23 protein-coding genes and 1 tRNA gene are annotated in these 26,223 nt (G+C 58.4%); 18 read left to right on the top strand and 6 right to left on the bottom strand.

All coding sequences use genetic code 11. The features are described 5' to 3' along the window. The first annotated feature begins 62 nt into the window (after positions 1 to 62). Complete coding sequence (locus AEQ67_RS12285; protein WP_059404122.1) at positions 63 to 1,679, top strand: hypothetical protein; 1,617 nt, start codon at positions 63 to 65, stop codon at positions 1,677 to 1,679. A gap of 700 nt (positions 1,680 to 2,379) precedes the next feature. On the opposite strand, the gene AEQ67_RS12280 is transcribed toward AEQ67_RS12285, so the two are convergent. Then, positions 2,380 to 2,456, bottom strand: a tRNA-Arg gene (locus tag AEQ67_RS12280). Between the two features lie 349 nt (positions 2,457 to 2,805). On the opposite strand from AEQ67_RS12280, the gene gabD reads away from it, so the two are divergent. From gabD to AEQ67_RS12265, 3 genes are all read left to right on the top strand, one after another. Continuing rightward, entirely contained in the window at positions 2,806 to 4,248 is a 1,443-nt protein-coding gene (gene gabD / locus AEQ67_RS12275; protein WP_008148203.1) for an NADP-dependent succinate-semialdehyde dehydrogenase, read from the top strand. Positions 4,249 to 4,445: 197 nt separating this feature from the next. Then, positions 4,446 to 5,723 carry a 4-aminobutyrate--2-oxoglutarate transaminase gene (gene gabT / locus AEQ67_RS12270; RefSeq protein WP_059404121.1) on the top strand — a complete coding sequence of 426 codons (1,278 nt, stop codon included), beginning with the start codon at positions 4,446 to 4,448 and terminating at the stop codon, positions 5,721 to 5,723. 141 nt (positions 5,724 to 5,864) lie between these two features. Continuing rightward, positions 5,865 to 7,079, top strand: coding sequence for a response regulator (locus AEQ67_RS12265; protein WP_059404120.1), 1,215 nt, complete (start codon positions 5,865 to 5,867; stop codon positions 7,077 to 7,079). 119 nt (positions 7,080 to 7,198) lie between these two features. On the opposite strand, the gene AEQ67_RS12260 is transcribed toward AEQ67_RS12265, so the two are convergent. Together AEQ67_RS12260 and desA are read right to left on the bottom strand one after the other, a co-directional pair. After that, positions 7,199 to 8,188 carry a GGDEF domain-containing protein gene (locus AEQ67_RS12260; protein WP_059404119.1) on the bottom strand — a complete coding sequence of 330 codons (990 nt, stop codon included), beginning with the start codon at positions 8,186 to 8,188 and terminating at the stop codon, positions 7,199 to 7,201. A 226-nt stretch (positions 8,189 to 8,414) separates the two neighbouring features. Then, positions 8,415 to 9,599 (bottom strand): delta-9 fatty acid desaturase DesA, encoded by a 1,185-nt coding sequence (gene desA, locus AEQ67_RS12255; protein ID WP_059404118.1) that lies wholly within the window; start codon positions 9,597 to 9,599, stop codon positions 8,415 to 8,417. Between the two features lie 147 nt (positions 9,600 to 9,746). Here desA and dibA point away from each other — a divergent pair, with 147 nt between their 5' ends. From dibA to AEQ67_RS12225, 6 genes are all read left to right on the top strand, one after another. Next, on the top strand, positions 9,747 to 11,666 hold the full coding sequence (dibA, locus tag AEQ67_RS12250) for a phosphodiesterase DibA (RefSeq protein WP_059404117.1): 1,920 nt from the start codon (positions 9,747 to 9,749) through the stop codon (positions 11,664 to 11,666). A gap of 351 nt (positions 11,667 to 12,017) precedes the next feature. Beyond that, the gene (oscA, locus tag AEQ67_RS12245) at positions 12,018 to 12,200 is read left to right on the top strand and encodes a sulfur starvation response protein OscA (RefSeq protein WP_059404116.1); all 183 of its coding nucleotides are present in this window, start codon (positions 12,018 to 12,020) and stop codon (positions 12,198 to 12,200) included. Between the two features lie 83 nt (positions 12,201 to 12,283). Next, positions 12,284 to 13,297, top strand: a complete 1,014-nt coding sequence (locus tag AEQ67_RS12240) for a sulfate ABC transporter substrate-binding protein (RefSeq protein WP_059404115.1) — start codon at positions 12,284 to 12,286, stop codon at positions 13,295 to 13,297. Between the two features lie 70 nt (positions 13,298 to 13,367). Next, the gene (cysT, locus tag AEQ67_RS12235) at positions 13,368 to 14,186 is read left to right on the top strand and encodes a sulfate ABC transporter permease subunit CysT (protein WP_007899634.1); all 819 of its coding nucleotides are present in this window, start codon (positions 13,368 to 13,370) and stop codon (positions 14,184 to 14,186) included. Between the two features lie 12 nt (positions 14,187 to 14,198). After that, a complete protein-coding gene (gene cysW, locus AEQ67_RS12230; protein ID WP_059404114.1) occupies positions 14,199 to 15,068 on the top strand; it encodes a sulfate ABC transporter permease subunit CysW in 870 nt (289 codons plus the stop codon). Positions 15,069 to 15,071: 3 nt separating this feature from the next. Then, entirely contained in the window at positions 15,072 to 16,061 is a 990-nt protein-coding gene (locus AEQ67_RS12225) for a sulfate/molybdate ABC transporter ATP-binding protein (RefSeq protein ID WP_059404113.1), read from the top strand. 91 nt (positions 16,062 to 16,152) lie between these two features. On the opposite strand, the gene AEQ67_RS12220 is transcribed toward AEQ67_RS12225, so the two are convergent. After that, positions 16,153 to 16,674, bottom strand: a complete 522-nt coding sequence (locus tag AEQ67_RS12220; RefSeq protein WP_059404112.1) for an Mpo1 family 2-hydroxy fatty acid dioxygenase — start codon at positions 16,672 to 16,674, stop codon at positions 16,153 to 16,155. Positions 16,675 to 16,757: 83 nt separating this feature from the next. Here AEQ67_RS12220 and AEQ67_RS12215 point away from each other — a divergent pair, with 83 nt between their 5' ends. After that, complete coding sequence (locus tag AEQ67_RS12215; protein WP_059404111.1) at positions 16,758 to 17,444, top strand: Crp/Fnr family transcriptional regulator; 687 nt, start codon at positions 16,758 to 16,760, stop codon at positions 17,442 to 17,444. A gap of 259 nt (positions 17,445 to 17,703) precedes the next feature. Further along, complete coding sequence (locus tag AEQ67_RS12210) at positions 17,704 to 18,069, top strand: response regulator (RefSeq protein ID WP_059404110.1); 366 nt, start codon at positions 17,704 to 17,706, stop codon at positions 18,067 to 18,069. A 153-nt stretch (positions 18,070 to 18,222) separates the two neighbouring features. Here the strand turns inward: AEQ67_RS12210 and AEQ67_RS12205 are convergent, their stop codons facing one another. Beyond that, positions 18,223 to 19,227 (bottom strand): AraC family transcriptional regulator, encoded by a 1,005-nt coding sequence (locus AEQ67_RS12205; RefSeq protein ID WP_059404109.1) that lies wholly within the window; start codon positions 19,225 to 19,227, stop codon positions 18,223 to 18,225. Positions 19,228 to 19,327: 100 nt separating this feature from the next. Here AEQ67_RS12205 and AEQ67_RS12200 point away from each other — a divergent pair, with 100 nt between their 5' ends. Next, a complete protein-coding gene (locus AEQ67_RS12200) occupies positions 19,328 to 20,401 on the top strand; it encodes a fatty acid desaturase (RefSeq protein ID WP_059404108.1) in 1,074 nt (357 codons plus the stop codon). A 273-nt stretch (positions 20,402 to 20,674) separates the two neighbouring features. On the opposite strand, the gene AEQ67_RS12195 is transcribed toward AEQ67_RS12200, so the two are convergent. Then, the gene (locus AEQ67_RS12195) at positions 20,675 to 21,499 is read right to left on the bottom strand and encodes an IclR family transcriptional regulator (RefSeq protein ID WP_059404107.1); all 825 of its coding nucleotides are present in this window, start codon (positions 21,497 to 21,499) and stop codon (positions 20,675 to 20,677) included. 370 nt (positions 21,500 to 21,869) lie between these two features. Here AEQ67_RS12195 and AEQ67_RS12190 point away from each other — a divergent pair, with 370 nt between their 5' ends. The 5 genes from AEQ67_RS12190 (at position 21,870) to AEQ67_RS12170 (ending at position 26,183) form a co-directional block, all read left to right on the top strand. Beyond that, positions 21,870 to 22,628, top strand: a complete 759-nt coding sequence (locus AEQ67_RS12190; RefSeq protein WP_059404106.1) for an ABC transporter substrate-binding protein — start codon at positions 21,870 to 21,872, stop codon at positions 22,626 to 22,628. 70 nt (positions 22,629 to 22,698) lie between these two features. Beyond that, the gene (locus AEQ67_RS12185; protein WP_059404105.1) at positions 22,699 to 23,358 is read left to right on the top strand and encodes an amino acid ABC transporter permease; all 660 of its coding nucleotides are present in this window, start codon (positions 22,699 to 22,701) and stop codon (positions 23,356 to 23,358) included. After that, a complete protein-coding gene (locus tag AEQ67_RS12180) occupies positions 23,355 to 24,086 on the top strand; it encodes an amino acid ABC transporter ATP-binding protein (RefSeq protein WP_059404104.1) in 732 nt (243 codons plus the stop codon). The genes AEQ67_RS12185 and AEQ67_RS12180 overlap by 4 nt, the downstream gene beginning before the upstream one ends. A gap of 53 nt (positions 24,087 to 24,139) precedes the next feature. Further along, positions 24,140 to 25,435, top strand: coding sequence for an NAD(P)/FAD-dependent oxidoreductase (locus AEQ67_RS12175; RefSeq protein WP_063854439.1), 1,296 nt, complete (start codon positions 24,140 to 24,142; stop codon positions 25,433 to 25,435). 166 nt (positions 25,436 to 25,601) lie between these two features. Beyond that, positions 25,602 to 26,183: an alpha/beta hydrolase gene (locus tag AEQ67_RS12170; RefSeq protein ID WP_059404102.1), complete on the top strand. Its 582-nt coding sequence runs from the start codon at positions 25,602 to 25,604 to the stop codon at positions 26,181 to 26,183. Positions 26,184 to 26,223 lie beyond the last annotated feature (40 nt).

Genomic DNA, 26,223 nt, shown 5'->3' with positions numbered 1-26,223 from the left:
ATTCTACTACATATAGCTATATGGATAAAGCTAAAATTGCTCATTGTGTAAGCAGGGATATTATGAAGTTACCATTTGAGGTGCTCACAGTTGAACAGAAAGTTGAAGAGTTCGATTCGTGGTTAACACCTCAGCTTCATGAGATAAAAGGCACTGAGAAATTTAAGCATGAGTTACGTAGTATCGGTGCAGTTATTGAGTGTTTAGCTGGGCGACTCAATAACTTCGCATCGATTGATGATTGTGCGCTGCCTCTTATCAGAGATGCGGTTATTAGTGCTACGCATGAAATGCTCGATACATCCGGATTAAACACTGTTCGTTCAGAATTGGCGGCCGCGGAGTTTGTTCTTTCATTTTTTGGTTTGTTGTTTTTGGTTACGGGTGCTACCGACAATAATCTCAAAAACCATTTTACGATTAAGTTACGGCAAGATGGTTTTTCACCAGAGTTTCCGGAGAAGATTGGCAGGCTGAATGTGTCCTTTCGACTTAAACCATTTGGCAACACTGTGACATCGAGAGATATTGCGGCGAAATTGGCTCGTGCCATTGTCGGCTGTAGAGATTTTAATTTACGGCAGGAGGCTCTAACAAGTTCTGGTATCGATTTAAAAACTAGCATCGAAGTTTTGCTATTTGAATATATTTCTTTAATCGTTGCAGATCGCAATGATGTCTCACAGTTTTGGGCCGTTTGCAAATCATATATCGACTGTAGGGCCATCTCTGAAGACGCGGCTCATAGTCTGATAACTCCCGCTGTGATTTTTAAAGTGCGCGGCTCTGTTTCCGCATCCGCAGGTCATCTTCCAGAAGAAATTTTGCGAGAAAAGCTTATTTTGATTGGCTTGGAGCCAGGCCGTGATTTCAACACCTCTGACGCTATAATCGGTATAGAGCCTGTTATTGAGGCGGGTGAAGTTAAGAAGAAGACACGGGCGTATGATTTTGTATTGCCATTTGAGCGCGAAGGTTGGCAAAAAAAAATATTCATACAGTCTCAGTTTTACGCCGGTGATTCAGGCAGTGTTTCTCATAAGGTCGTAGATCAGACAGTATCATCCCGTCAATATACATCGGCAATATTTCCAGGCGCGAGGTTCGTTGAGTATCTTGATGGCGCTGGATACTTTGCCTCATTAAGAGGCGATCTGCTTCATATGATGAGAATGACGGATACTCACTCATTTATTCAAGTTCGCTCTTTATGGATCAGGCTTCGAAGAGAGTTACAGCTGATTGGATTCATTACTCCTGTTGAAGTCGAACATGCCATCATGAGGACAGAAGACGGAGATATTTCAAGCGTTAGGGAAATTTTGCTATCCGAAGGCTACAGCGAAGAAGAAATCAGTAGGAGCCTTTCTTACGCCATAGATAAGGCGCTCGTATCAGATAACTTTGGTAAGTTAGCTATTAGTCCGGGCCGAAAAGCGTTGGCCAGGCGTTTATTTATTATTGATACTATCGCTTGCATTGGGGGAGTTATTGTTTCCTCAGACGAAATGTCTAAAAGTATATCTATCCCTGGATATGGAGCTTCTTTCGGTGTAAATCAGGCGATCTTGGCTGCTAGCATTGATCGAGAAATTAAGTATGAAAGAGTTTCCATTCCTGACTATAGCTTGGATATGGAATGGTTGATTGAGGAAAAAGCCGTAAAAAAAATCATGTAGGAAAAGCGTTACGCTTGATACATCTTACACAGGGCGGTCTAATTATTCTGATGTGATTAGGCCACTTTGGATCAATGAGAACTTTCAATTCTATAGTTGGATACGGTTCTTCGCAGGGATTCAGCTGCGCCGAGGCTCCGGTCTAAACGCAAATTTTTATCAAGTGTTGACGCCGAAACAGGCATTAAAACTAAGGAGAGCTCTCATTTAGCTGAGAGTAAATGGCTGGCATTATATTACGATGCTGAAGGTCAGCTTGTACGCTAGTCACCCGAGTGAAGCGACTTCGTATATTCGTGACTGGCTCATCAGGGAAGCTTGTTGGCTGATTATTGCTGAACGTCTTTCTTGTGAAATAGTTTCCATCTTCATCTTTTACCAGGTCAACTTTTGCCAACCCCACCGCTTCCGATGCGACTCTCGAATTCCAGCATTTAGGGCTCCCCCCGCGAAAGTTTGGGCGGAACAGAGATCACATCAGCCTTCAATGGCCGTGCGGCTGGCGCGGCGGCTCCTGTGTGACTTAAACCTGCAGGCTTTTCCTTTATAAGGAAGGGTACGGCCCTTTTCAGGTTCCTGGAGACGTAAAAAAGCCCCGTCTGAGCAGTTCAGAACGGGGCTTTCTTAATCTTTGCGCTGTCACGCTGCTGTCACGGCAAGTCATGAATCCTGCCCAAACGACGTAACGACTTGAATCATATGGTGCACCAGGCGGGATTCGAACCCACGACCACTGCCTTCGGAGGGCAGTACTCTATCCAGCTGAGCTACTGGTGCAATGCGGGCGCCATGATACTCATATGCGTTGCGGGCGTCCATGCTGCTGAATCGTCTGTGTTTTTCCAACGCGTAACCTGCGTTTGATACGTTGATCAGAAAATTTGGGCAAATGCGGCGTTTTCGTTCTTTTTTTCGAACAGGCTATTGTCCTTTACCCCCTTTGATCCTAGGATTCGTTTGAGATTTCAAACGCTCTTGTCTGGGTGCTGAACCGCACGAGTCCAATCCGTGCGCTATTTATGTGCTTCAGCCCGGTGAATGATTTCCCTGACGGCAGCCTTTGAGGCGCCTTTCTACAATCATAATTCGCTCCGCGCTGGTCGCGGTGCTGTTAAGGAAAGCCGACATGCAGCTTAAAGACACCCAGTTGTTCCGCCAGCAAGCCTTTATCGATGGCGCTTGGGTCGATGCGGACAATGGTCAGACGATCAAGGTCAACAACCCGGCAACGGGCGAAATTCTGGGCACCGTGCCGAAAATGGGCGCTGCCGAAACCCGCCGTGCAATCGAAGCCGCTGACAAAGCGCTGCCGGCCTGGCGTGCACTGACCGCCAAGGACCGCGCAAACAAGCTGCGTCGCTGGTTCGAACTGATCATCGAGAACCAGGACGACCTGGCTCGCCTGATGACACTCGAGCAAGGCAAGCCATTGGCCGAAGCCAAGGGCGAAATCGTTTACGCCGCGTCCTTTATCGAGTGGTTCGCCGAAGAAGCCAAGCGCGTCTACGGTGACGTGATTCCGGGCCACCAGCCAGACAAGCGCCTGATCGTGATCAAGCAGCCAATCGGCGTGACCGCTGCAATTACCCCGTGGAACTTCCCGGCTGCAATGATCACCCGTAAAGCCGGCCCAGCCCTGGCCGCCGGTTGCACCATGGTGCTCAAGCCTGCTTCGCAAACGCCTTTCTCGGCATTCGCTCTGGCTGAACTGGCCCAGCGTGCCGGCATTCCTGCGGGCGTGTTCAGCGTTGTGTCCGGCAGCGCCGGCGACATCGGCAGCGAGCTGACCAGCAACCCGATCGTACGTAAATTGTCCTTCACTGGCTCGACCGAAATCGGTCGTCAGCTGATGGCCGAATGCGCTAAAGACATCAAGAAAGTCTCCCTGGAACTGGGCGGCAACGCGCCGTTCATCGTGTTCGACGACGCGGACCTGGATAAGGCCGTCGAAGGCGCGATCATTTCCAAGTACCGCAACAACGGCCAGACCTGCGTCTGCGCCAACCGTCTGTACATTCAGGATTCGGTCTACGACGCGTTCGCCGAGAAGCTGAAAGTGGCTGTGGCCAAACTCAAGATCGGCAACGGTCTGGAAGAAGGCACCACCACTGGCCCGCTGATCGACGAAAAAGCCGTGGCCAAGGTTCAAGAGCACATTGCTGACGCGATCAGCAAAGGCGCCACCGTTCTGGCGGGCGGCAAGGTCATGGAAGGCAACTTCTTCGAGCCGACCATCCTGACTAACGTGCCGAAGAACGCTGCCGTGGCCAAGGAAGAAACCTTCGGTCCATTGGCGCCGCTGTTCCGCTTCAAAGACGAAGCCGAAGTGATCGCGATGTCCAACGACACCGAGTTCGGTCTGGCCTCGTACTTCTATGCTCGCGACCTGGGTCGTGTGTTCCGTGTGGCAGAAGCCCTGGAATACGGCATGGTTGGCGTCAACACCGGGCTGATCTCCAACGAAGTCGCGCCGTTCGGCGGCATCAAGGCCTCGGGCCTGGGCCGTGAAGGCTCCAAGTACGGCATCGAAGATTACCTGGAAATCAAATACCTCTGCCTGGGCATCTAAGCTCCAAGGGATAAGCCCGGCAAGGCATTGCTTCAAGCGGAAAGGGCACGAGAGCGCTGTCCCTTTCTGCGCTTCAAATGGAATTTTCTCTGTGGTCGGGAAAGCTGTGGCAGTCGATCATCGCATGCTGCCGTAGTTGCCTCCCCGCCGCATTTTCCTTGAACCACGCCGCCCGATGAGCGGTGAATGAGGACTTTATGAGCAAGACTAACGCATCCCTGATGAAACGCCGCGAAGCCGCAGTACCACGCGGTGTTGGCCAGATTCACCCGATCTTCGCCGAGTCCGCGAAGAACGCCACCGTGACCGACGTTGAAGGTCGCGAGTTCATCGACTTCGCCGGTGGTATCGCCGTGCTGAACACCGGCCACGTGCACCCGAAAATCATCGCCGCCGTGACCGAGCAGCTGAACAAGCTGACCCACACGTGCTTCCAGGTACTGGCCTACGAACCGTACGTAGAAGTGTGCGAAAAAATCAACGCCAAGGTGCCAGGTGATTTCGAGAAGAAAACCCTGCTGGTCACCACCGGTTCCGAAGCCGTTGAAAACGCCGTGAAAATCGCCCGTGCCGCCACTGGCCGTGCCGGCGTAATCGCGTTCACCGGCGCTTACCACGGTCGCACCATGATGACCCTGGGCCTGACCGGTAAAGTCGTGCCTTACTCGGCTGGCATGGGCCTGATGCCAGGCGGCATCTTCCGCGCGCTGTACCCGAACGAATTGCACGGTGTGAGCATCGACGATTCGATCGCCAGCATCGAACGCATCTTCAAGAACGACGCCGAGCCGCGTGACATCGCTGCCATCATCATCGAGCCGGTGCAGGGCGAAGGTGGTTTCTACGTCGCGCCTAAAGAATTCATGAAGCGTCTGCGTGCACTGTGCGACCAGCACGGCATCCTGCTGATCGCTGACGAAGTACAGACTGGCGCTGGCCGTACCGGCACTTTCTTCGCCATGGAACAGATGGGCGTTGCTGCCGACCTGACCACCTTCGCCAAATCCATCGCTGGCGGCTTCCCGCTGGCCGGTGTGTGCGGCAAGGCCGAATACATGGACGCCATCGCTCCAGGCGGCCTGGGCGGTACCTACGCCGGTAGCCCGATCGCTTGCGCCGCGGCCCTGGCCGTGATGGAAGTGTTCGAAGAAGAACACCTGCTGGATCGCTGCAAGGCAGTCGGTGAGCGTCTGGTGACTGGCCTTAAAGCCATTCAAGCCAAGTACCCGGTGATCGGCGAAGTGCGTGCCCTGGGCGCGATGATCGCGGTCGAGCTGTTCGTTGATGGCGACAGCCACAAGCCGAACGCTCCAGCAGTGGCCGCCGTTGTGGCCAAGGCGCGCGACAAGGGCCTGATCCTGCTGTCCTGCGGCACTTACGGCAACGTTCTGCGCGTCCTTGTACCGCTGACCTCGCCGGACGAGCAACTGGACAAAGGCCTGGCCATCATCGAAGAGTGCTTCTCGGAGCTGTGATCTCCAGGCTCTGATCGATTTGTGACCTGATCGACAAAAAAACCCGCTTCGGCGGGTTTTTTTGTGTCCCTTGAACACATCCCACTGTTTCGAATGGCCAGCATTGGACTAAGGTGCAAGCATTGCCAATGGAGGGTGCAGATGACCGCTGTGGTTTTGCCTGCTGTACCGCGTGTGCTGATTGCCGAGGCCGACCCTTGGTCTCGCGACTTGCTCAAGCAGGTGTTGCTGAATGTGCGTTGTGACGCGCGGCTGGATCTGTGCGCCGATGGCCAGGAAGCGCTGCACTTGCTGGCGCAAAATCCGTACGACCTGGTGATCGTTGATTGGGAGTTGCCCGGCGTCGATGGCTTGAATGTCTTGCGCAGTGTCCGTCAGCGCAAACGCAATCCGCCGCTGCCGTTCATTTTGATGAGCAACCGCAACGACAGCGCCAGCGTGCGCGAAATGTTGCCTATGGCGCCCAGCGCCTACCTGACCAAGCCCCTGAACATGGAAAGCCTGACCCATCGCCTGCAGGAATTGCTGCTGAACGCCGGTGAAGAGGTGTCGTGCGAGACGCCGTCACTGGCGCCGGGCATGACCTTGTCGGTGTACCTGGAGCGTCGTCGTGAATTGGCGGACGGCGCACCGCTGATGACCGACGTGCAGTTGGCGGTCAAACGCAGCCTCAATCCCAACGGTCTCGATTTGACGGCGCTGGAAGACGAGATCCGTACCGATCCGCAAGTCACTGCCGTGTTGATCGCCGCCGCCAATAGTGCGGCGCATCACTTGGGGGCCACGGTACAGACACTGTCTCAGGCGCTGCACCGTCTCGGCACCGGGCAAAGCATGAACCTGATCCTGGGGCTGGCCCTCAAGCGCAGTGCCAAGCTCAGCGATCCGTTTCTGGCGGACTACGCCGAGCGTTACTGGGATCTGTCGCTGCACACCGCCGAGTACGCGCGGACGCTGGCGCGCTTGCTGGATCTGGACCAGGAGCGCTGCTATTGCGCCGGCATGCTGCATCGCCTGGGCGACCTGGCGTTGTTGCGGTGTTTGCAGGAATGGAAACAGGCTGGCGGTGCGCTGGATGAATGGGAAGAGGTCGGCGATGCCCTGGCCGGGTTCGGCGCAGCCTACGGTTCGGCGCTTCGTACCCGCTGGCGTCTGCCGCTGGAGTTGCGAGAACTGATTGCAGCCGTCTACCAGCTCGGTGGCGGGGTTTACTCCCGCGAAGCGCTGGTGATGAACATGGCCGCGCAAATGGCGCGGCTGACCGAGCATGAAGGCATTGAGGAACTGGCGAAGAGCCGAACGGCGCGGCTGCTCAAGATCGGCTTGCCGGAGTTGATGCGTTTGCGCAAAAAATAAGACCGACGCAACAACCTGTGTAGGAGCTGGCTTGCCAGCGAAGGCGTTGTAACAGCCAACATGGATGTTGAATGTTATGGCCCCTTCGCTGGCAAGCCAGCTCCTACAAGGGGTTTGTTTTAGCCGGAGATTATGCGGTTCTTGCCCTGGCGCTTGGCTTCGTACATCGCTGCATCCGCCCGGGCAAACAGGTTGTCGACGCTTTCATCCTCGGCAGTGAGGCTGGTCAGGCCCTGGCTGACGGTGATGCCAAACGTCTGGTCGTCACGGTTGAAGCTCAACCGCTGAATCTCCCGTTGCAGGCGCTCGGCCACTTGCATGGCCATGTCTGGCGCGCAGCCAGGAAATACTGCGGCGAATTCCTCTCCGCCGATCCGCCCGAACACATCGCCGCGACGCAATGCCCCGCGTCCGCACTCGGCGATCCGTTGCAGCACGTTGTCGCCTTCCTGGTGGCCGTAAGTGTCGTTGACCACCTTGAAGTCATCGATGTCCAGCAGCAGGAATGCCAGCGGCGTACCTTGTTGCCGCGCCTGTTCGAACTCGCGATGGGCGCAGTCGAAGAAGTGCCGGCGATTGCTGCTCTGGGTCAGCCCGTCGGTGGTGGCCAGGCGTTGCAGTTCGGTTTCCATCTGCTTCTTGTCGGTGATGTCTTCGGCAATGCCGACGATGATCACCGGTTGCCCCGGCTCGGCCTGACGATTGATGAAGCATTTGTCACTGAGCCAACGCACTTGGCCATCAGCGGCGATGATGCGGTACTCGCGGTCTTCGACGGCGCCTTTGACCAGCACTTCGGCCAGGCTGCGCTCGGCGTATTCCAGATCGTCGGGATAGATACTGTCGCGCCACTGGTTGTAGTCGGACAGCAACAGGCCGGCGGATCGGCCGAAAATACGCTCATAGGCCGGGCTGACGTAGAGCACTTGGCGGGTTTCCCAGTTGAATGCCCACAGTACCGCGTTGACACTCACCAGCAGGGAGCTGAACAGTTGTTCGCGTTCGCTCAGGCGCGCGACCTCGCCTTGGGCATGCATCAGCGCCAGCAGAGTTTGCGCGGCCTCGGGCCACTGCGGAAGGGATGAGTCCTGGAGGTTTTTATTGACCATCGACACAAATCTCAAAGGGCGTGCCGCGTGTTCGACAGCGGTCGCAACGTGGGCCTTTCATCAATTATTTCCTGCATGCGCTCCAGAGGAAGCGATGGGGTCAGGTGCAGGAAATAGTTGATGACAGGCCCCGGCCCGCCGGGGTGGCGAAGTGTCTTTGAGATAAGGGATTTGAAGCTTAGTTCCTGAGGGTGCGCCCACGAACGGGGCGCACCGATCAACGGCGTCAGACGGCGGCGGGGCGCAGGGAGTAGGTTTTCAGCTGGTCGGCGAAGTCGCGCAACGATTGAATCCCGCTGGCTTCGGCTTCGTGTACCCATTCCTTGATGGCGGCCAGCATGTCGTGTCCATTTGAGCTGGTCTTGACCCAGATCTGCTGCAAGGCCAGGCGTTTCTCGTAAATTACCTTCAGCGCCTGGCTGTGCTCGAGCATGGTCTGGATGCGAACGTGGTGTTTGTCATCCAGCAAACTGGTTTCCCGCGACAGCAAGCGCTTGGCGCGGTGGAACTGGTGGCGGACCGAGTGATCGACCTTTTCCAGCTCTTGTTTGACCAGCGGCGCGATCACCAACTTGCGGTACTGGGCCATGATCTGGAAGCGATTGTTGAGGATCGCCATGGCGGTGTCCATGTCCAGGTTGCCTTTGCCTTCAACCCGGTGGGCGATAGGCGCGACTCGCTGGACCTTGGCCAGGCGCAAGAAACTGAAAACTTGTATCCAGGCCCAGCCGAGATCGAATTCCCACTTCTTCACCGACAGTTTTGCCGAATTAGGGTAGGTGTGATGGTTGTTGTGCAGTTCTTCGCCGCCGATCAGGATGCCCCAAGGCACCAGATTGGTCGCCGCATCGCGGCATTCAAAGTTGCGGTAGCCGATGGCATGGCCGAGACCATTGACCACGCCGGCGGCCCACACCGGGATCCACATCATCTGGACAGCCCAGATGGTGATGCCGATGGTGCCGAACAGCAGCAGGTCGATCACGCCCATGATCGCCACGCCCAGCAGCGGAAAACGGCTGTAGAGGTTGCGCTCGATCCAGTCTTCGGGGCAGTTCTTGCCGTAGATGCGCAGGGTCTCGGGGTTTTCCGCTTCGGCGCGGTACAGCTCGGCGCCTTTGCGCAGAACGGTGGACAAGCCCTTGATGACCGGACTGTGCGGGTCATCGACGGTTTCGCCTTTGGCGTGGTGCTTGCGGTGGATAGCGGTCCACTCACGGGTGTTCTGCGCCGTGGTCAGCCACAGCCAGAAGCGGAAGAAATGTTTCAGGCCAGCATTGAGCTCAAGCGAGCGATGGGCTGAATAACGATGCAGATAGACCGTGACGCCGATGATCGTAATGTGGGTCATCAGCAGGGTGACTGCCACCAGTGACCAGGGCGACAAGCCGAGAAAACCTTCGTACCACATAGGCTATAGGGCCCTCGATAAAGAAATAAACAGCCACTGCATTATCACTATGCCCACAGATAAAACCAGTCGCCCTTTCAGATAAGAGTGCCTGGATGTGTCTTTAAACTATAATTCCATCCTTTTTGAAGGGACATGGACGGCCGAATGTCTGCCACCTATCGCGATGCCTTACGCGCAGCCCTGCTGTACCTCTTGCTTTCCATCGTTTGGCTGGAGTTCAGTGGCTATTTATTGAACAGTTTCTTCGATAGCTCTACCGAGTTGTTGCGGTGGCAACTGATCAACGGTTACGCGTGGGTGGTGTTGAGTGCCGGGTTGATCTTCCTGGCTCGGGCACGATTGTTCCGTTGCCTGGGCATCGGCGCCAAATTGCGCGAGCGCCATGAAGATCGCGAGCGCTTGCGGCAGGCGGCCGCGGTGTTCGACTGCACTCGTGAAGGCGTGCTGGTCACCGACAGCGAGGGGTTGATCGTCCATGTGAACCGGGCCTTCATGGCAATCACCGGCTATCAGAGTGAAGAAGTGCTCGGCCAGCGCCCCAGTCTGTTCAAGTCCGGCCATCATTCGGCGGATTTCTACCAGGCGATGTTCGCGACGCTCAACTGCACCGGCGAGTGGAGCGGTGAAATCTGGAACCGCCGCAAAAGCGGCGAAATCTACCCGCAATGGCAGACCATCCGCATCATTGACGACGATTTGGGCCGGCGCAGCCATTACGTGGCGGTGTTTTCCGACATCAGCGCAATCAAGAACTCCGAGCATGAGCTGACGCACCTGGCTCACTACGATCCGCTGACAGACCTGCCCAACCGATTGCTGTTCACCGATCGCACCGAGCAGGCCCTGGCTTCGGCACAGATCCACAAGCGCGGCTGCGCGTTGCTGATGATCGATCTGGATCACTTCAAAATGATCAACGACAGCCTTGGCCACAACATCGGCGACCAGCTGCTCAAAGCTGTGGCCGAGCGTTTGAAAGCAATGTTCGGTCCCGGGATCACGCTGGCGCGTCTTGGCGGTGACGAGTTCGCCGTGCTGGCTGAAAGCTGTCCGCAATTGGTCCATGCCGCGGCGCTGGCTCAGCGGGTCATCGATGGCCTCAAAGAGCCGTTCCAGATCGACGGGCATCAGTTGTTCATCAACACCAGCGTCGGCATCAGCCTGTTCCCCGGCGACGCCTTGAGCGCCGAGCAGCTGCTGCGCAACTCCGACTCGGCGCTGTTCAAGGCCAAGAGTGCCGGCCGCAATGGCTACGCCCTCTATACCGAAGAGTTGACCGCCCATGCCCAGCAACGGGTCGAGACGGCATTCGAGTTACGCCGCGCTCTGGAGCAACAGGAGTTGCGGGTCTATTACCAGCCGGTTCACGACCTCAAGACCCGTCGCCTGATCGGCGTCGAGGCGCTGGTGCGCTGGGAGCATCCGCAGCGCGGGCTGGTGTCGCCGGCAGAATTCATTCCCATCGCTGAACGTACTGGTCTGATCGCTGAAATTGATGCCTGGGTGATGCGCCAGGCGTGTGAGCAGATGTGCCAGTGGCAGCAGGCCGGGGTGGTGCTGTCGTTTGTCGCGGTGAATGTGTCTTCGCGATTGTTCGCCCGCCGTGAGCTGTTTCAGCAGGTGGCGAAGGCACTGCACGAAACCGGGCTGGATCCGGCCTGTCTGGAGCTGGAAGTCACCGAGAGCGCGGTGATGGACGATCCGGAGGTCGCGCTGGAGCAGATGCACAGGCTGCGCGAACTGGGCGTACGGCTGGCCATCGATGACTTTGGTACAGGCTATTCGTCGTTGCTACGCCTCAAGCGCTTGCCGGTGCAGAAGCTCAAGATCGATCAGGGCTTTGTCGCGGGGCTGCCGTGGGATGAGGATGACGCGGCGATCGTGCGGGTGATCATTGCGTTGGCACAAAGCATGGGGATGCAAGTGCATGCCGAAGGGATCGAGCAGGCCGAGCAGGCGGGTTTCCTGCTCGAACATGGCTGCGATCTGGGGCAGGGGTTCTGGTTTGGGCGGCCGGTGCCAGCGCATCAGCTGGATTGGACCCGAGCTCCGAAAATCCACTAGCCACACATAACCACCTGTAGGAACCCCCCTGTAGGAACCCCCCTGTAGGAACTGGCCTGTAGGAGCTGGCTTGCCAGCGAAAGCGCCCTCAAATCCTACGTAAAATCTCAAGGCCGCCTTCGCTGGCAAGCCAGCTCCTACAAGGTTGTGTACGCGCCCAAGACGGTGGCGATTTTTGAATTTTTAATCCGTCACGCCGGCGTAACCCCGCGTCCCTGCAAATATTTTCTTTTGGTTATATAAACATTCTTAAATAGTCTTTTTAAGAATATCCGCGTCTCTCTACTATTGCTCTCACGCCGCAAGCAGTGCCGCCACTGCCAGGCAACCTCTAGTTGAAGGAGCAGCACCATGAGCGCATCCCTACGTAGCGTTGACGGCCAAGACGAAGCAACCATCCTGCGCGAGATCCAGAGCGCGTTGCGCGATCTGCGATTTGGCGCCGTGGAAATCACCGTCCATAACGCCCAGGTCGTCCAGATCGAACGCAAAGAGAAATTCCGTTTGCAGAACCCGGCCAACAAGCCGAGCTGAAACGAAAGATTGTTAAACCGGCAACCGATTCCAACACACCCATAAGAAAAGCCAACACACAAAGAATTCCAGGAGCTTTCACCATGTCGTCGATTCGTCATTTCGCTTTGGCCGCCCTGGCCAGTGCACTGTTTGCGGGTTCCGCGGTTGCCAAGGATTACGAATTGCTCAACGTGTCGTACGACCCGACCCGTGAGCTGTATCAGGACTACAACGCCGAGTTCGTCAAGTTCTGGCAGAAGGATCATGCCGGCGACAACGTGAAAATCCAGCAGTCCCACGGCGGTTCAGGCAAGCAGGGCCGGGCAGTGATCGACGGTCTGCGGGCCGACGTGGTGACCCTGGCGCTGGCCGGTGACATCGACGAAATCGCCAAACTCGGCAAAACCCTCCCAGCCGACTGGCAGACGCGTTTGCCGGAAGCGAGCACGCCGTACACCTCGACCATCGTGTTCCTGGTGCGCAAGGGCAACCCTAAAGGGATCAAGGACTGGGGCGACCTGGTCAAGAACGACGTGTCGGTGATCACCCCGAACCCGAAAACCTCCGGCGGTGCACGCTGGAACTTCCTCGCGGCGTGGGCCTATGGCCTGAAAGCCAACGGCGGCAACGAAGCCAAAGCCAAGGAATACGTGCAAACCCTGTTCAAGCACGTTCCGGTACTGGACACCGGTGCGCGCGGTTCGACCATCACCTTCGTCAACAACGGTCAGGGCGACGTGTTGCTGGCCTGGGAAAACGAAGCCTTCCTGGCCCTGAAAGAAGACGGCGGCGCCGACAAGTTCGAAATCGTCGTGCCTTCGCTGTCGATCCTTGCCGAGCCACCGGTGGCCGTCGTCGACAAGAACGCCGAGAAAAAGGGCAACGAGCAGATCGCCGAAGCGTACCTTAAGCACCTGTACAGCCCGGCAGGCCAGGAAATCGCGGCGAAAAACTTCTATCGTCCACGCGACAAGGAAGTGGCTGCCAAGTACGCCAAACAGTTCCCGACACTGGACCTGGTGACCATCGACAAGGACTTCGGCGGCTGGAAAACCGCGCAACCGAAATTCTTCAATGACGGTGGCGTGTTCGATCAGATTTATCAGGCGCAGTAACCTGCAATAAGCCATAAACGAGCCCCGGATTTACGTTCGGGGCTTTGCGCGTTCTCAACCAAGGACTTTTATGTCGCGTCGTATCTCCCCCGTCATACCCGGCTTCGGGCTGACGCTGGGCTACACCTTGGTGTACCTCAGCCTGATTGTGCTCATTCCACTGGCGGCGATGTTCGTGCATGCCGCCCAACTCACCTGGGATCAGTTCTGGGCGATTATTTCGGCGCCGCGGGTGCTGGCGGCGTTGAAGCTGAGCTTCGGCACCGCGCTGTACGCCGCGATCATCAACGGCATTATCGGCACGCTGCTGGCCTGGGTGCTGGTGCGCTATACCTTTCCAGGGCGCAAAGTCATCGATGCGATGATCGACTTGCCCTTCGCATTGCCCACCGCCGTGGCCGGTATCGCGCTGACTGCGCTATACGCGCCCAATGGTTGGGTGGGTCAGTTTGCAGCGGACCTGGGTTTCAAGATTGCCTATACCCCTCTGGGCATCACCCTTGCCCTGACTTTTGTGACACTTCCATTCGTGGTACGTACCGTACAGCCAGTATTGGCCGATATCCCCCGTGAAGTGGAAGAAGCGGCCGCTTGCCTGGGTGCAAAGCCATTGCAGGTTTTCCGCCATATTCTGGTGCCGGCATTGTTGCCAGCCTGGTTGACCGGATTTGCTTTGGCCTTTGCCCGTGGGGTCGGCGAGTATGGTTCGGTGATTTTCATCGCCGGCAACATGCCGATGAAAACCGAGATTCTGCCGCTGCTGATCATGGTCAAGCTCGACCAGTACGATTACACCGGCGCCACGTCCATTGGTGTACTGATGCTGGTGGTTTCCTTCGTTCTGTTGCTGCTGATCAACTTGCTGCAACGACGCATCGAAACCCCATAAGGAGGCGCACAAATGTCCCAATCGTCTATTGCTGCTGCTTCCTCGAACGCCGCCCGCCGTGGCAGCGCTTCATCGCGGCGAATCCTGATCGGCCTTGGCTGGCTGGTGTTCGCCCTGTTCCTGTTGCTGCCGCTGGTGATCGTGGTGTCTCAGGGCCTCAAGCTCGGAATCGGTGCGTTCTTCACCGCGATCTTCGAGCCGGATGCGCTGTCGGCCTTGAAACTCACGGTGATTGCAGTGCTGATTTCAGTGCCACTGAACCTGGTCTTCGGCGTCAGCGCTGCCTGGTGCGTAAGTAAGTATTCGTTTCGTGGCAAGAGCATGCTGGTGACCCTGATCGACCTGCCGTTCTCGGTGTCGCCGGTCATCGCCGGTTTGGTCTACGTGCTGATGTTCGGCGCCCAGGGCATTTTTGGCCCTTGGTTGCAGGACCATGACATCCAGATCGTCTTCGCCTTGCCGGGCATTGTGCTGGCGACGATTTTCGTCACCGTGCCGTTTGTGGCGCGTGAGTTGATCCCGCTGATGCAGGAACAAGGCACGCAGGAAGAAGAGGCCGCGCGCCTGCTCGGCGCCAATGGCTGGCAGATGTTCTGGCACGTCACCGTTCCCAATATCAAATGGGGCCTGATCTACGGCGTGGTGCTGTGCACCGCGCGGGCGATGGGTGAGTTCGGTGCGGTGTCGGTGGTTTCCGGGCACATTCGCGGGGTGACCAACACCTTGCCGTTGCACGTCGAGATCCTCTACAACGAATACAACCACGTGGCCGCGTTCGCCGTGGCGAGCCTGTTGCTGATCATGGCGCTCTTCATCCTGCTGCTGAAGCAGTGGAGCGAAAACCGTATTAACCGCCTGCGCGCCAGCGCCGCGGAGGAATAATTCATGTCGATCGAAGTGCGTAACGTCAGCAAGAATTTCAACGCGTTCAAGGCGCTGGACAACATCAGCCTGGACATTCAAAGTGGCGAGCTCGTGGCGCTGCTCGGCCCGTCGGGTTGCGGCAAGACCACGTTGCTGCGGATCATCGCCGGCCTGGAAACCCCGGATCAGGGCAACATCGTGTTCCACGGCGAGGACGTTTCCGGGCATGACGTGCGTGATCGCAACGTCGGTTTCGTGTTTCAGCATTACGCCCTGTTCCGCCACATGACGGTGTTCGACAACGTCGCGTTCGGCCTGCGCATGAAACCGAAAAACCAGCGCCCAAGCGAAAGCCAGATCGCGGTCAAAGTCCACGAACTGCTGAACATGGTGCAACTGGATTGGCTGTCGGACCGCTACCCGGAGCAACTCTCCGGCGGCCAGCGTCAGCGTATTGCGTTGGCCCGCGCCCTGGCGGTGGAGCCGAAAGTGCTGCTGCTGGACGAACCTTTCGGTGCACTCGATGCCAAGGTGCGTAAGGAGCTGCGTCGCTGGCTGGCGCGACTGCACGAGGACATCAACCTGACGTCGGTCTTCGTGACCCATGACCAGGAAGAAGCGATGGAAGTCGCCGACCGGATCGTGGTGATGAACAAGGGCGTGATCGAGCAGATCGGCTCACCGGGCGACGTCTACGAAAACCCGGCGAGCGATTTCGTTTATCACTTCCTCGGTGATTCGAACCGTCTGCATTTGGGTGAAGACAACCACGTGTTGTTCCGTCCGCACGAAGTGTCGCTGTCGCGGCATGAACTGGAAGATCACCATGCAGCCGAGGTGCGGGATATCCGTCCGCTGGGCGCGACGACCCGGGTGACGTTGAAGGTCGAAGGCCAGAGCGAACTGATCGAAGCGGAAGTGGTGAAGGATCATGACAGCCTGGTCGGCCTGGCGAAGGGCGAGACGCTGTTCTTCAAGCCCAAGGTCTGGCAGAAAGTCGCCAACATCTAAAGGCAAAAGCTTCGCGGGCAAGCCTCGCTCCTACGGTGATGTGTGTCGTTCACACATCCCTGTAGGAGCGAGGCTTGCCCGCGAAGGCGTCCTACGCCGCGGCGCCTTTCTGACGCAAACGCACACCCCCCGCCCGCGCCTCGATCTGCTCTTTCAGCTCATGCCGCAACCCCAGCAAAAACGCCAACTCAACCACCACAAACAACGGCCCGACAATCAACCCCGTCACATCATCGACAAACGCCGGTTTGCGCCCTTCGTAATGATGACCGACAAACTGAATCGCCCATCCCAGCACAAACATCCCCACGCCACTCGCCAGCCAGACCAGCGTGCTTTGCTGCGCGAGCATTTGCCCTGCCCAAATACACAGCCCCAGCAACACCGTCATCAGCACCCCGAGACGCAACTCCAGGCGCAGGTAAAACCACGCTGACGCCAACGCAACCAGCATCGCCGGTGAAAGCCAGCCTCCGGCCCATTGCGGGCGAGACAACAACACCGCCACCGCCACCACAATCAGCGGAATACCGATAAAGTGCGTGGCAATATTGCGCGGGTCACGGTGATACGCGGCGTATTGACTGAGATGGTCAACGAGGCTTTTTTTCATTGTTATTCCTCCTGTAGGGTGATTGATCATGCCCCGGGTTCACCTCTCGCTCTGTCAGGCAGGCGACAATCTCCAGGAGTTTTATGGACATGCAGGTCTGGCGTTCGCGCCTGATGACGGGGCAATGGTTCAGCCACTTACCTGTTTCCTTACAGGATAGTCTGCTGGCCGCCGCCAAGGTGCGACGGCTGTCACCGGGCCAGCGGCTGTTCAAGCGCGGCGATCCGCCGTGCGGGTTGTACGCGGTACTCGAAGGCTCGGTGCGTATCGGTGCGGTGAGCGAGCAGGGCAAAGAGGCGCTGCTGAGCCTGGCGGAACCGCCCCATTGGTTCGGCGAAATCTGCCTGTTCGATGGCCAGCCGCGAACCCACGATGCGTTCGCCCTGGGCCAATGCACGCTGCTGCATATCCCGCAAACCGCGCTGCTGGCGTTGCTCGATGAACAACCGGTGTACTGGCGGCAACTGGCCTTGCTGATGAGCCACAAACTGCGCCTGACCTTCATCAATCTCGAACAACTGAGCCTGATGCCGGCCCTCGCCAGATTGGCCCATCGTTTGTTGATGATCGCCGAAGGCTACGGCGAAATAGCCCCGCCACGACGCGTGCTGCAACTGCCGCAGGAGCAACTGGCGTCGATGCTTTCACTGTCGCGCCAGACCACCAATCAGATCCTCAAGGATTTACAGGGGCAGGGAATCCTCGACCTCAGCTATGGCGAGATCGAGATTCTGGACGCCGAGCGGTTGCGAGCGTTGGCGATCGTTTAAACCAGCAGCTGTCGAAGCCTTCGCTCGGCCCCGTAGCAGCTGTCGAGCTTGCGAGGCTGCGTTCGGCTGCGCAGCAGTCGTAAAATCAGACGATGCGGTGTATCAGACCGACCGTGCACGCAGGATTTACGACTGCTGCGCAGCCGAACGCAGCCTCGCAAGCTCGACAGCTGCTACGGGGCCGAACTACAGATGTTGTTATGACTGGGCTTTCTTGGCGAACGCGCCTAGCCTGTGGGGACGACAATCGAGGTGTGCCATGCGTGTGCTGTTAGTGGAAGACGAACCCGAAACCGCCAAGCTCCTGGCCAAGGGCCTGAGCGAGGCGAGTTATGCGGTAGACGTGGCGGTCAACGGGATGGACGGCCGGCGCTTCATCGAGTCCGGCGAGTACGAGCTGATCATCCTCGACGTCATGCTGCCGGGGCTCAACGGTTGGCAACTGCTGCAACAGATCCGCAAGCTCGGCGAAACGCCGGTGCTGTTCCTCACCACCAGGGACGGCATCGAAGATCGGCTGCGCGGATTGGAGTTGCATGAGGATGATTACCTGCTCAAACCGTTTGCCGTGAGTGAACTGGTGACGCGGGTACGCAAGTTGTTGCGGCGGGATCGGGGGCGTTAAATAGTTCTGCGGTGCCTGGATAATCGCCTTCGCGGGCAAGCCTCGCTCCTACAGGTCCGTGCCGTACGCATAAAATGCGAACGGCAAAAAATTCTGTAGGAGCGAGGCTTGCCCGCGAAGAGGCCAGACCAGGCAACCCATCCTCCAGATCTGTCACCGCAACCCATCCCGAAACTGCCCCGGCGTCATCCCCGTCCAGCGTTTGAACGCGCGGCTGAAGCTGCTGGTATCGGCAAACCCCAGCAAATAACTGATCTCACTCAACGAACATTGCGGATCTCGCAGGTGCAGCAACGCCAGGTTTTCGCGACTCTCATTGAGCAGCGTATCGAACCGACAACCTTCGTCCGCCAAGTGCCGTTGCAGGCTGCGCAAGCTCAGGTGCAAGGTATGGGCGATGTGTTCGGCGCTGGGCTCGCCTTCCGGCAGTTGTTCTTCAATGGCGTCGCGCACTTTGCGTTCCCAGGTCAGCGGCTTGAGTTGCGCGAGGGTGCGTTTGAGCACGGTTTCGTTGTGTTCGGCCAGTTCCGGGTTGGCGTCGTCGAGGTGGCTGTCGAAGTCCACGAGGGCGAATTCCAGTCGGTCTTCCGCGGCGCCAAAGTACACCGGTGAGCGAAAGACTTTGTGCCATTGATGCGGGTCCGCCGGTTCCGGGCGGCGCAGGTACACCGCCATCGGGGCGTAGTCGCGGCCCAGGCGATTGCGGCAGGTGCGCACATAAATCGCGGTGAACGCGTCGATCGCTTCGAAGGCCGGCGCCGGAGTGCCCTGGGGAATTTTCAGGCGAAAGCGGTAGCGATCCTCGGCGCGGGTCAGCTCCAGTTCCAGGGCATCGCTGACCACCTGGTGATAGCGCACGATGCGCTCGAAAACTTCCCGCAGGCTGCCGCTGGCCACCAGCGCATAACCGAGCGCGTGAAACGTGGTGGGGCTGACGAAGCGCGAGACACGCAAGCCAATCGCCGGATCACCGCTGACCTGCACGGCGATTTCCCACAGGCGCGTGGTGCCGGACAACGGGTAACGGGCGTTAGGGTCGTCCATCAATTGCGGGTCAAGCCCCGCCTGGTGACACAGGTCGGTGCTGTCGAGGCCCAAAGCATCGAGTTGCTTGCGCAGGGCGCGGGTCCAGCTGGCAAGGGAGGTCGGTTCAGTCATGCTGATTGTCGCTTCCGGTCAACAGGTTGGCGTTCACGGCTACCGCTCTGGCAGGGTACTCAGGGCAGGATGCGAACATCAATAACCAGAGGATGGAAGCATGCACGGTACTTCTGCAAGTCCCCAGCGACTGAATGCAGCGCAACGATCAGCGCATATTCGCGAAGTGGTGTTGGCCAAGGGCGTCGAATTGCGCCAGCGCTACCCGATACTCAACCATCAGGACGCCCTCGGCGCGGGCATTCTGGCCTTCGCGTTGGCCGGGATGTTTGGTTCGGCGACTCTGTACCTGACCGGGCACATGGCGTGGTGGGTGTGCCTGTTGCTCAATGCGTTTTTCGCTTCGCTGACCCATGAGCTGGAGCACGATCTGATCCATAGCATGTACTTCCGCAAGCAGCGCGTGCCGCACAACCTGATGATGGGGCTGGTCTGGCTGGCGCGGCCGAGCACGATCAATCCGTGGATTCGCCGGCATCTGCACCTCAACCACCACAAGGTTTCCGGTAGCGAAACCGACGTCGAAGAACGCGCCATCACCAACGGCGAGCCTTGGGGAATCGCGCGGTTTTTGATGGTTGGCGACAACATCATGTCGGCGTTCATCCGCATGCTGCGGGCGAAAACCTGGGCCCTCAAATTCAGCATCATCAAACGCACCCTGAAGGCCTACGCGCCTCTGGCACTGATGCATTGGGGCGCGTGGTACGTGTTTCTCGGTTTCCACGCAGCCAACGGCATCGCTCATTTAATGGGTGCGCCGATTGAATGGTCGGCGAGCACGCTGTCGGTGATGCAAGTGATCGATATCGCAGCAGTGGTGATCATCGGCCCGAACGTGTTGCGCACCTTCTGCCTGCATTTCATCAGCTCGAACATGCACTACTACGGTGATGTGGAGCCGGGGAATGTGATGCAGCAGACCCAGGTGCTGAATGCCTGGTGGCTGTGGCCGTTGCAAGCGTTCTGCTTCAACTTCGGCAGCACCCACGGCATCCATCATTTTGTGGTGAAGGAACCGTTTTACATCCGCCAGATGACCGCGCCGGTAGCGCATAAAGTGATGCGCGAAATGGGCGTGCGCTTCAACGATATCGGCACATTCGGCCGGGCGAACCGCTTTGTGCGCAAGGAAGCCACGGCGCCGCAGGAGGTGCGCGCCGCTCAGGCTTGATCGATACACGCGGAAACTCAAACGCTGGTCATCAATTTGACCCAAAGGGAGGTTAAGTTGTGACCCAGGGAGTCATTGGCATATGCGATTAAGGCCTAATAAAGTAATTAAATATTCCTTTATTAGATAACCGTTTCGGCCAATCATCACCTCCAGCGAGGTTGATCAGCGCTGACAGATTTTGAGTTTCCGGGGCCGTCTCCTTGGCAGGGTGCGGCCCCTTTTTTTGTCTGGGCAAAAGCCCTGAAACCTAGCGCGATTTTGCCGGAGCGGCTATCTCATCGGCTGTTCGATATTGGGCCCAAGGAATGAGGTCGGCGGCCGCTGGGTCGGCGGCGTGGTCGAGATCAATCGCGCCGTGTCCTGCATCATCGGGATGAAGCGCGAGACGGCTTTCTTCAGCGACCACTTGGACACCGGCACGGACATCTGCAAGCTGGCGACCACCTGATGATTGAGGTCGAACACCGGGACGGCGAGCGCAAGGTCTCCCCGGTAATACTCCTCGTTGCAATACGCATAGCCTTCCTCCCGCGCCAGTTGCAGGCGACCGAGCAGTTCTTCCAGATCAACCACGGTATTGGGCGTGAAACGAATCCGCTGGGTGCTTTCCAGGATCTCGATCGCCTGTTCTTCCGGCAAACACGAGAGATAGGCGCGCCCGGTTGAAGAGCAATACATCGGAATTCGGCGCCCGACCGGCATGTGCACCAAGAGGCGCGTCGGGCTTGGAAACCGGCCGATGTAGATCATGTCCGTACCGGCCGGCTCCGCCAGGTTGACCGTCTCCCCCGCATTGCGATTGAGTTCGAGCAGATAAGGATTCGCACGATCCAGCAGCGAGTGTGACTGCAAGTAGTGACAGCCCGCATCCAGGGTTCGCGACGACAACGAATAGCGCTTGCTGGCCGGGTCTTTGACCAACAGGCCAATCGCTTCCAGGGTGAAGGCGAATCGCTGCGCGGCGCTGCGGCTGATGCCGGAAGCGGCGGCGATCTCCGGCAAGCTCATCGACGCGTGCTGCGGATCGAAGGCATCGAGCACGGCAATGCCGGTGGCAAGGGATTGCACGAAAAGCGTCGAATCTGCGGGGTTCATGGTAGTCCGTGGCCTGGCGACTTGATCGCCCGATTATCAATAAGTGGAGACTGCATCTCGATAGAGGGCGACCGTATATCGATCGTTTAGAGGCGTCAAGTAGCAGTCCTTTTCCGCGAAAAATCTCCCCGAAGCAGACCCTAAGCGCAGTGTATCCGGGCTCATTGAAAAAACCAGAGCCCGACATCGTCCCGCGTGCCCTCCGACTTTTGACTATTGACGGTTATGGGCTGCTGATGCAGGATCGAATCTGCATGCAATAGTCATGTATCGCTATGCGATACGACTGATGGTCTGAAATTCCGTTCTGACCGATTTTTGTCGGCACAGTCCGCGCGCTTCCAGAGGCGGTAACCCAAGGGGATTCCACATGTTGCACAAAACAATAAAATCGTTGGTCGCCGTCATCTCCACCGTTGCCTTGCTGTCGACGGCACACGCCGAACTCCCGGTGCTGAAGGTCGGCGCCACGCCAAGCGCGGTGCCGTTCAATTACCTGGATCCGCAGAGCAACACGCTCAAGGGCTTGATGATCGACATCGCCGATGCCGTCGGTAAGGAGGTCGGCTTCACCCCCGAGATCGTACCGATTCCGTTCACCTCCCTCGTCCCCGCCTTGCAGACCGGCAAGATCCAGATCATTGCCTCGGCATTCGCCCGCACCCCGGCCCGCGCCGAGGTCGTCGACTTCTCCGACATCGTCTTGAGCTATGGCGAAGGGTTGATCGTCCCGGCATCCGATGCCACGCCCTACCTCAGTTTTGCCGACCTGAAAGGCAAGGTCATCGGCGTGCAAGTCGGGACTTCTTATGTCGAGCCGGTCACCGCCGTGGGTGGCTTCAAGGAAATCAAGCTCTACGACACGATGGCCGATATGGTCCGCGACATTGCGCTGGGTCGCCTTGACGCAGCCTTCGGCGATGGCCCGGTGGTCGCTTACCAAGTGCGCCAGGTCGGCGCCAAAGTGCGACTGGTCGACACCTACAAACCGGTGCTCGCCACCGACATTGCGCTGGCCGTGAAGAAGGGCGATAGCGCGACCGTGGTGAAGCTCAACGCGGCCATCGACAAACTCCGCCAGGACGGCACTTTGCGCACGATTCTCGCGAAGTGGTCCGTCGCCTCCTGATCGTTTTTCACCTATCCGCACGCGGTCCCTTAGTCCGGGATGACGCGTGCACATGTTCCGGAGGTTGCAGATGTTCGATTCCTTCCTGATTGATGCCGTGGCTTACCTGCCCATGCTGTTGCAGGGCGCACTGACCACGGTCTACATCACCGCCACCGCGCTGGTGATCGCGACCGTGCTGGGCTTGTTCTGGGCGCTTTTGCGGGTCAGTGGCATCGCCCCGCTGGCCCACGCCAGCCGCGTGCTGACCAACGTCATTCGTGGCATCCCGATCATCGTGGTGCTGTTCTACATGTATTTCGTGATTCCGGAGATCGGTATCAGCCTCAGCGCATTCCAGGCCGGTTCGCTGGGCCTGGGCATCGCCTATTCCTCGTACATGGCCGAAGTGTTTCGCGCAGGTATCGATGCCGTGGATGTCGGCCAGTTCGAGGCGGCCCAGTCGATTGGCATGTCGCGCACGAAGTTGATGCGCCGGGTGGTGTTGCCACAGGCATTGCGCATGGCCTTGCCGCCCTATGGCAACAACGTGGTGATGATGCTCAAGGACTCTTCCCAGACCGCCGTCATCACCGTGGTCGAGCTGTCGATGCAAAGTAAATTGATCGCTGCCGCCACCTTCAAGAGTTCGACGATCTTCACCCTTGTCGCGCTGATGTACCTCGCGATGAGCTTGCCAATGATGTTCGCGATCGGCCGTCTCGAAAAACGCATGGGGACCCAGAAATGATCAAAATCGAGAACCTGAGCAAGTCCTTCGGCGCGCATCACGTGCTGAGTGGCATCAACGCCGAAATCCACGCCGGTGAAGTCGTTTGCCTGATTGGCCCTTCCGGCTCCGGAAAGTCGACGCTGTTGCGCTGCATCAATGGCCTGGAACGTTATGAAGCCGGCAGCGTATCGGTCGAGGGCCTGAAGGTTGACGCTGCGCGCTCGGACATTCGGCAGGTGCGGCAACGTGTCGGGATGGTGTTCCAGCGGTTCAATCTGTTTCCCCATCGCACGGCGCTCGAGAACGTGATCGAAGGTCCCGTTCATGTGAAAGGTGAAAATCCTGTCGAAGCCGCCGAGCGCGGACGCGAGTTGCTCGCCAGTGTCGGCCTGGGTGAAAAATTCAGCCACTTTCCGCACCAATTGTCCGGAGGCCAGCAGCAGCGAGTGGCCATTGCTCGGGCGTTGGCCATGCAGCCGGATGCGATTCTGTTCGACGAACCCACCTCTGCGCTTGACCCGGAATTGGTCGGCGAAGTGTTGGCGGTCATGCGCGGGCTGGCCGAGAAAGGAATGACGATGATCATCGTCACCCACGAGATGGGCTTCGCTCGCGACGTCTCCGACCGCGTGCTGTTTCTCGATGGCGGACGCATCGCTGAGCAAGGCCCGTCCAGGGAAGTATTGACCGCGCCGCGCAACGAACGGATGCGCGATTTCCTGCGCCGAGTCACGCACGCCAGTTAAGCCATCCAGCGGCGCTTGCCGTTCCTGAACCCGCATACCGTATAGGCTTTACCATGACAGCGAATATGCACTTCCCGACGTCCACGCTGTGGGCGGCGACCACTGCTGCGCGCAGCGCGACACCCAAGGTTACCGGGCCACTGACTGTCGATGTGGCAGTGATCGGTGGCGGCTTCACCGGATTGTCCGCCGCGCTGCATCTGGCGGAATCGGGCGTCAACGTCGCCCTGTTCGAAGCGTTCGAAATCGCCCACCGCGCTTCCGGTCGCAACGGCGGCCAGGTGGTTCCGGGTTTTAAACCGACACCGGCGGCACTGATCAAACGGTTTGGCACCGAGACCGCGACGCGCATGATGCGTTTTGGCTATCGCAGCGCAGATGAGCTGTTCGAGCTCGTCGAGCGCTACCAGATCGATTGCTCGCCGACCCGTGATGGCTGGATTCAGGGAGCGTTCTCGGAAGCATCCGCCGGCTATTTGCAGGGCAGGGCGCAGGCCATCAACCATCACGGTGGTGACGCGCAATTTCTCGACCGCGACGCCATGGCCGCAGCGACCGGTTCGACGTTCTGGCCGGCCGGTTTGCTTGAGCGCCGTGCTGGCGCGGTGCATCCGCTGGCCTATGCCCGGGGGCTCGCGGACGCCGTACTCGCTTGCGGGGCGGCCATTCATGAACACTCGCACGTGAGTGCGATCACGCCCGTTGCAAGCGGTGTCGAGCTGACCGTGAATGGCCACCTGGTTAGCGCCAGGCAGGTGATTCTGGCGACTGATGCTTATACCGACCGGTTGTGGCCGGCCGTGGCGCAGTCGTATGTCAACGTGTCGAGTGCGCAGATCGCCACCGACCCGCTTCCAGCGAACTTGCGTGATCGCATCATGTCGCTGGGGGCTGGCGTTTCGGAGACGCGCAAAATCACTTATTACTGTCGAATCGACCCCGATGGCCGCTTTGTCATTGGCGGCCGTGGGCATTCTGCCGACACGCTTGATCCGGCGACACGCGCGCAACTCCAGGGCGCCGCTGTCGAGCGCTTTCCGGAACTGGCGGGTGTGGATTGGGTGCACGGATGGGCGTGTCGTGTCGGCATGACCATCGATGATCTGCCGCGTCTGCATCAATTGGCGGACGGCGTGTGGACTGCGTTCGGCTACTGCGGCCGTGGCGTGGCGATGGGCACGGCATTGGGCCGCGTGCTCGCGCAGGCCGTGCGTGGTGGCGACGTCGCGCATTTGGACTTTCCCGTCACCCCGGTCTCACGCCTGCCGCTGTACCCGGCCCGCCAGCTCGGTGCCTCATTGGCGATCAGTTGGTATCGATTGCGCGATTCGCTCGGGTATCCCGCCTAGCCTGCTTGCCTCGGCTAATCGCAGCCTGTAGCAGCGGCTATAGGTTGCGATTTTCATGTTCGTATATTCTTTATGGGTCTTAATAAATAGCTTCTTATTCCTTAACGAATATAACTCTCCTCCCTATACTTGCTCGGGAACAGACACGCAGCAGGAGAGCTCCCCCATGCGCAACGAATCAATTCGCTACCTGATTGTGCCGGGCTGGCAAGGATCGCCAGAAGATCATTGGCAAAGCCACTGGCAGAACAGCCTGCCGAACAGCGCACGGGTGGAGCAGGCCGACTGGCTGACGCCGCGTCGTGAAGACTGGGTCGCGGCGCTGGCCGAGGCGATTGCCGCCGACAGCACGCCGGTGATTCTGATCGCCCACAGCCTGGGTTGCATCACCGTTGCGCATTGGGCCGCTACGGCGCCCGTACAGTTTTTGCGTCAGGTGCGCGGTGCCTTGCTGGTCGCGCCGGCAGATGTCGAACGCCCGGCCTGCGCGCCGGCGTTGCGCAATTTTGCTCCGATCCCGACCCACCTTTTGCCGTTCCCGAGCCAGGTCGTCAGCTCCGACAACGACAGCGCCGTCAGTGCGCCGCGAGCGCTGGAGCTGGCGCGCAACTGGGGCGCCGAGGCGGGGATTTTGTCGGGCGCCGGGCACCTCAATGTGAAGTCCGGTCACCAGCGCTGGGGGCAGGGTTTTGCTTATCTCTATCGCCTGCAAAACCGCATGGAACATCACGCCCTGCGCCGCGCTTGAACCTTTTTTTCTTTTAAACGCCCCCGTCTCCTGGCGGTTT

Source organism: Pseudomonas sp. RIT-PI-q (assembly GCF_001297125.1).
In the GTDB taxonomy this organism is placed as follows: Bacteria; Pseudomonadota; Gammaproteobacteria; order Pseudomonadales; family Pseudomonadaceae; genus Aquipseudomonas.
The sequence above is the reverse complement of the archived record's forward strand: the minus strand, read 5'-3'. Positions and strand labels throughout refer to the sequence as shown.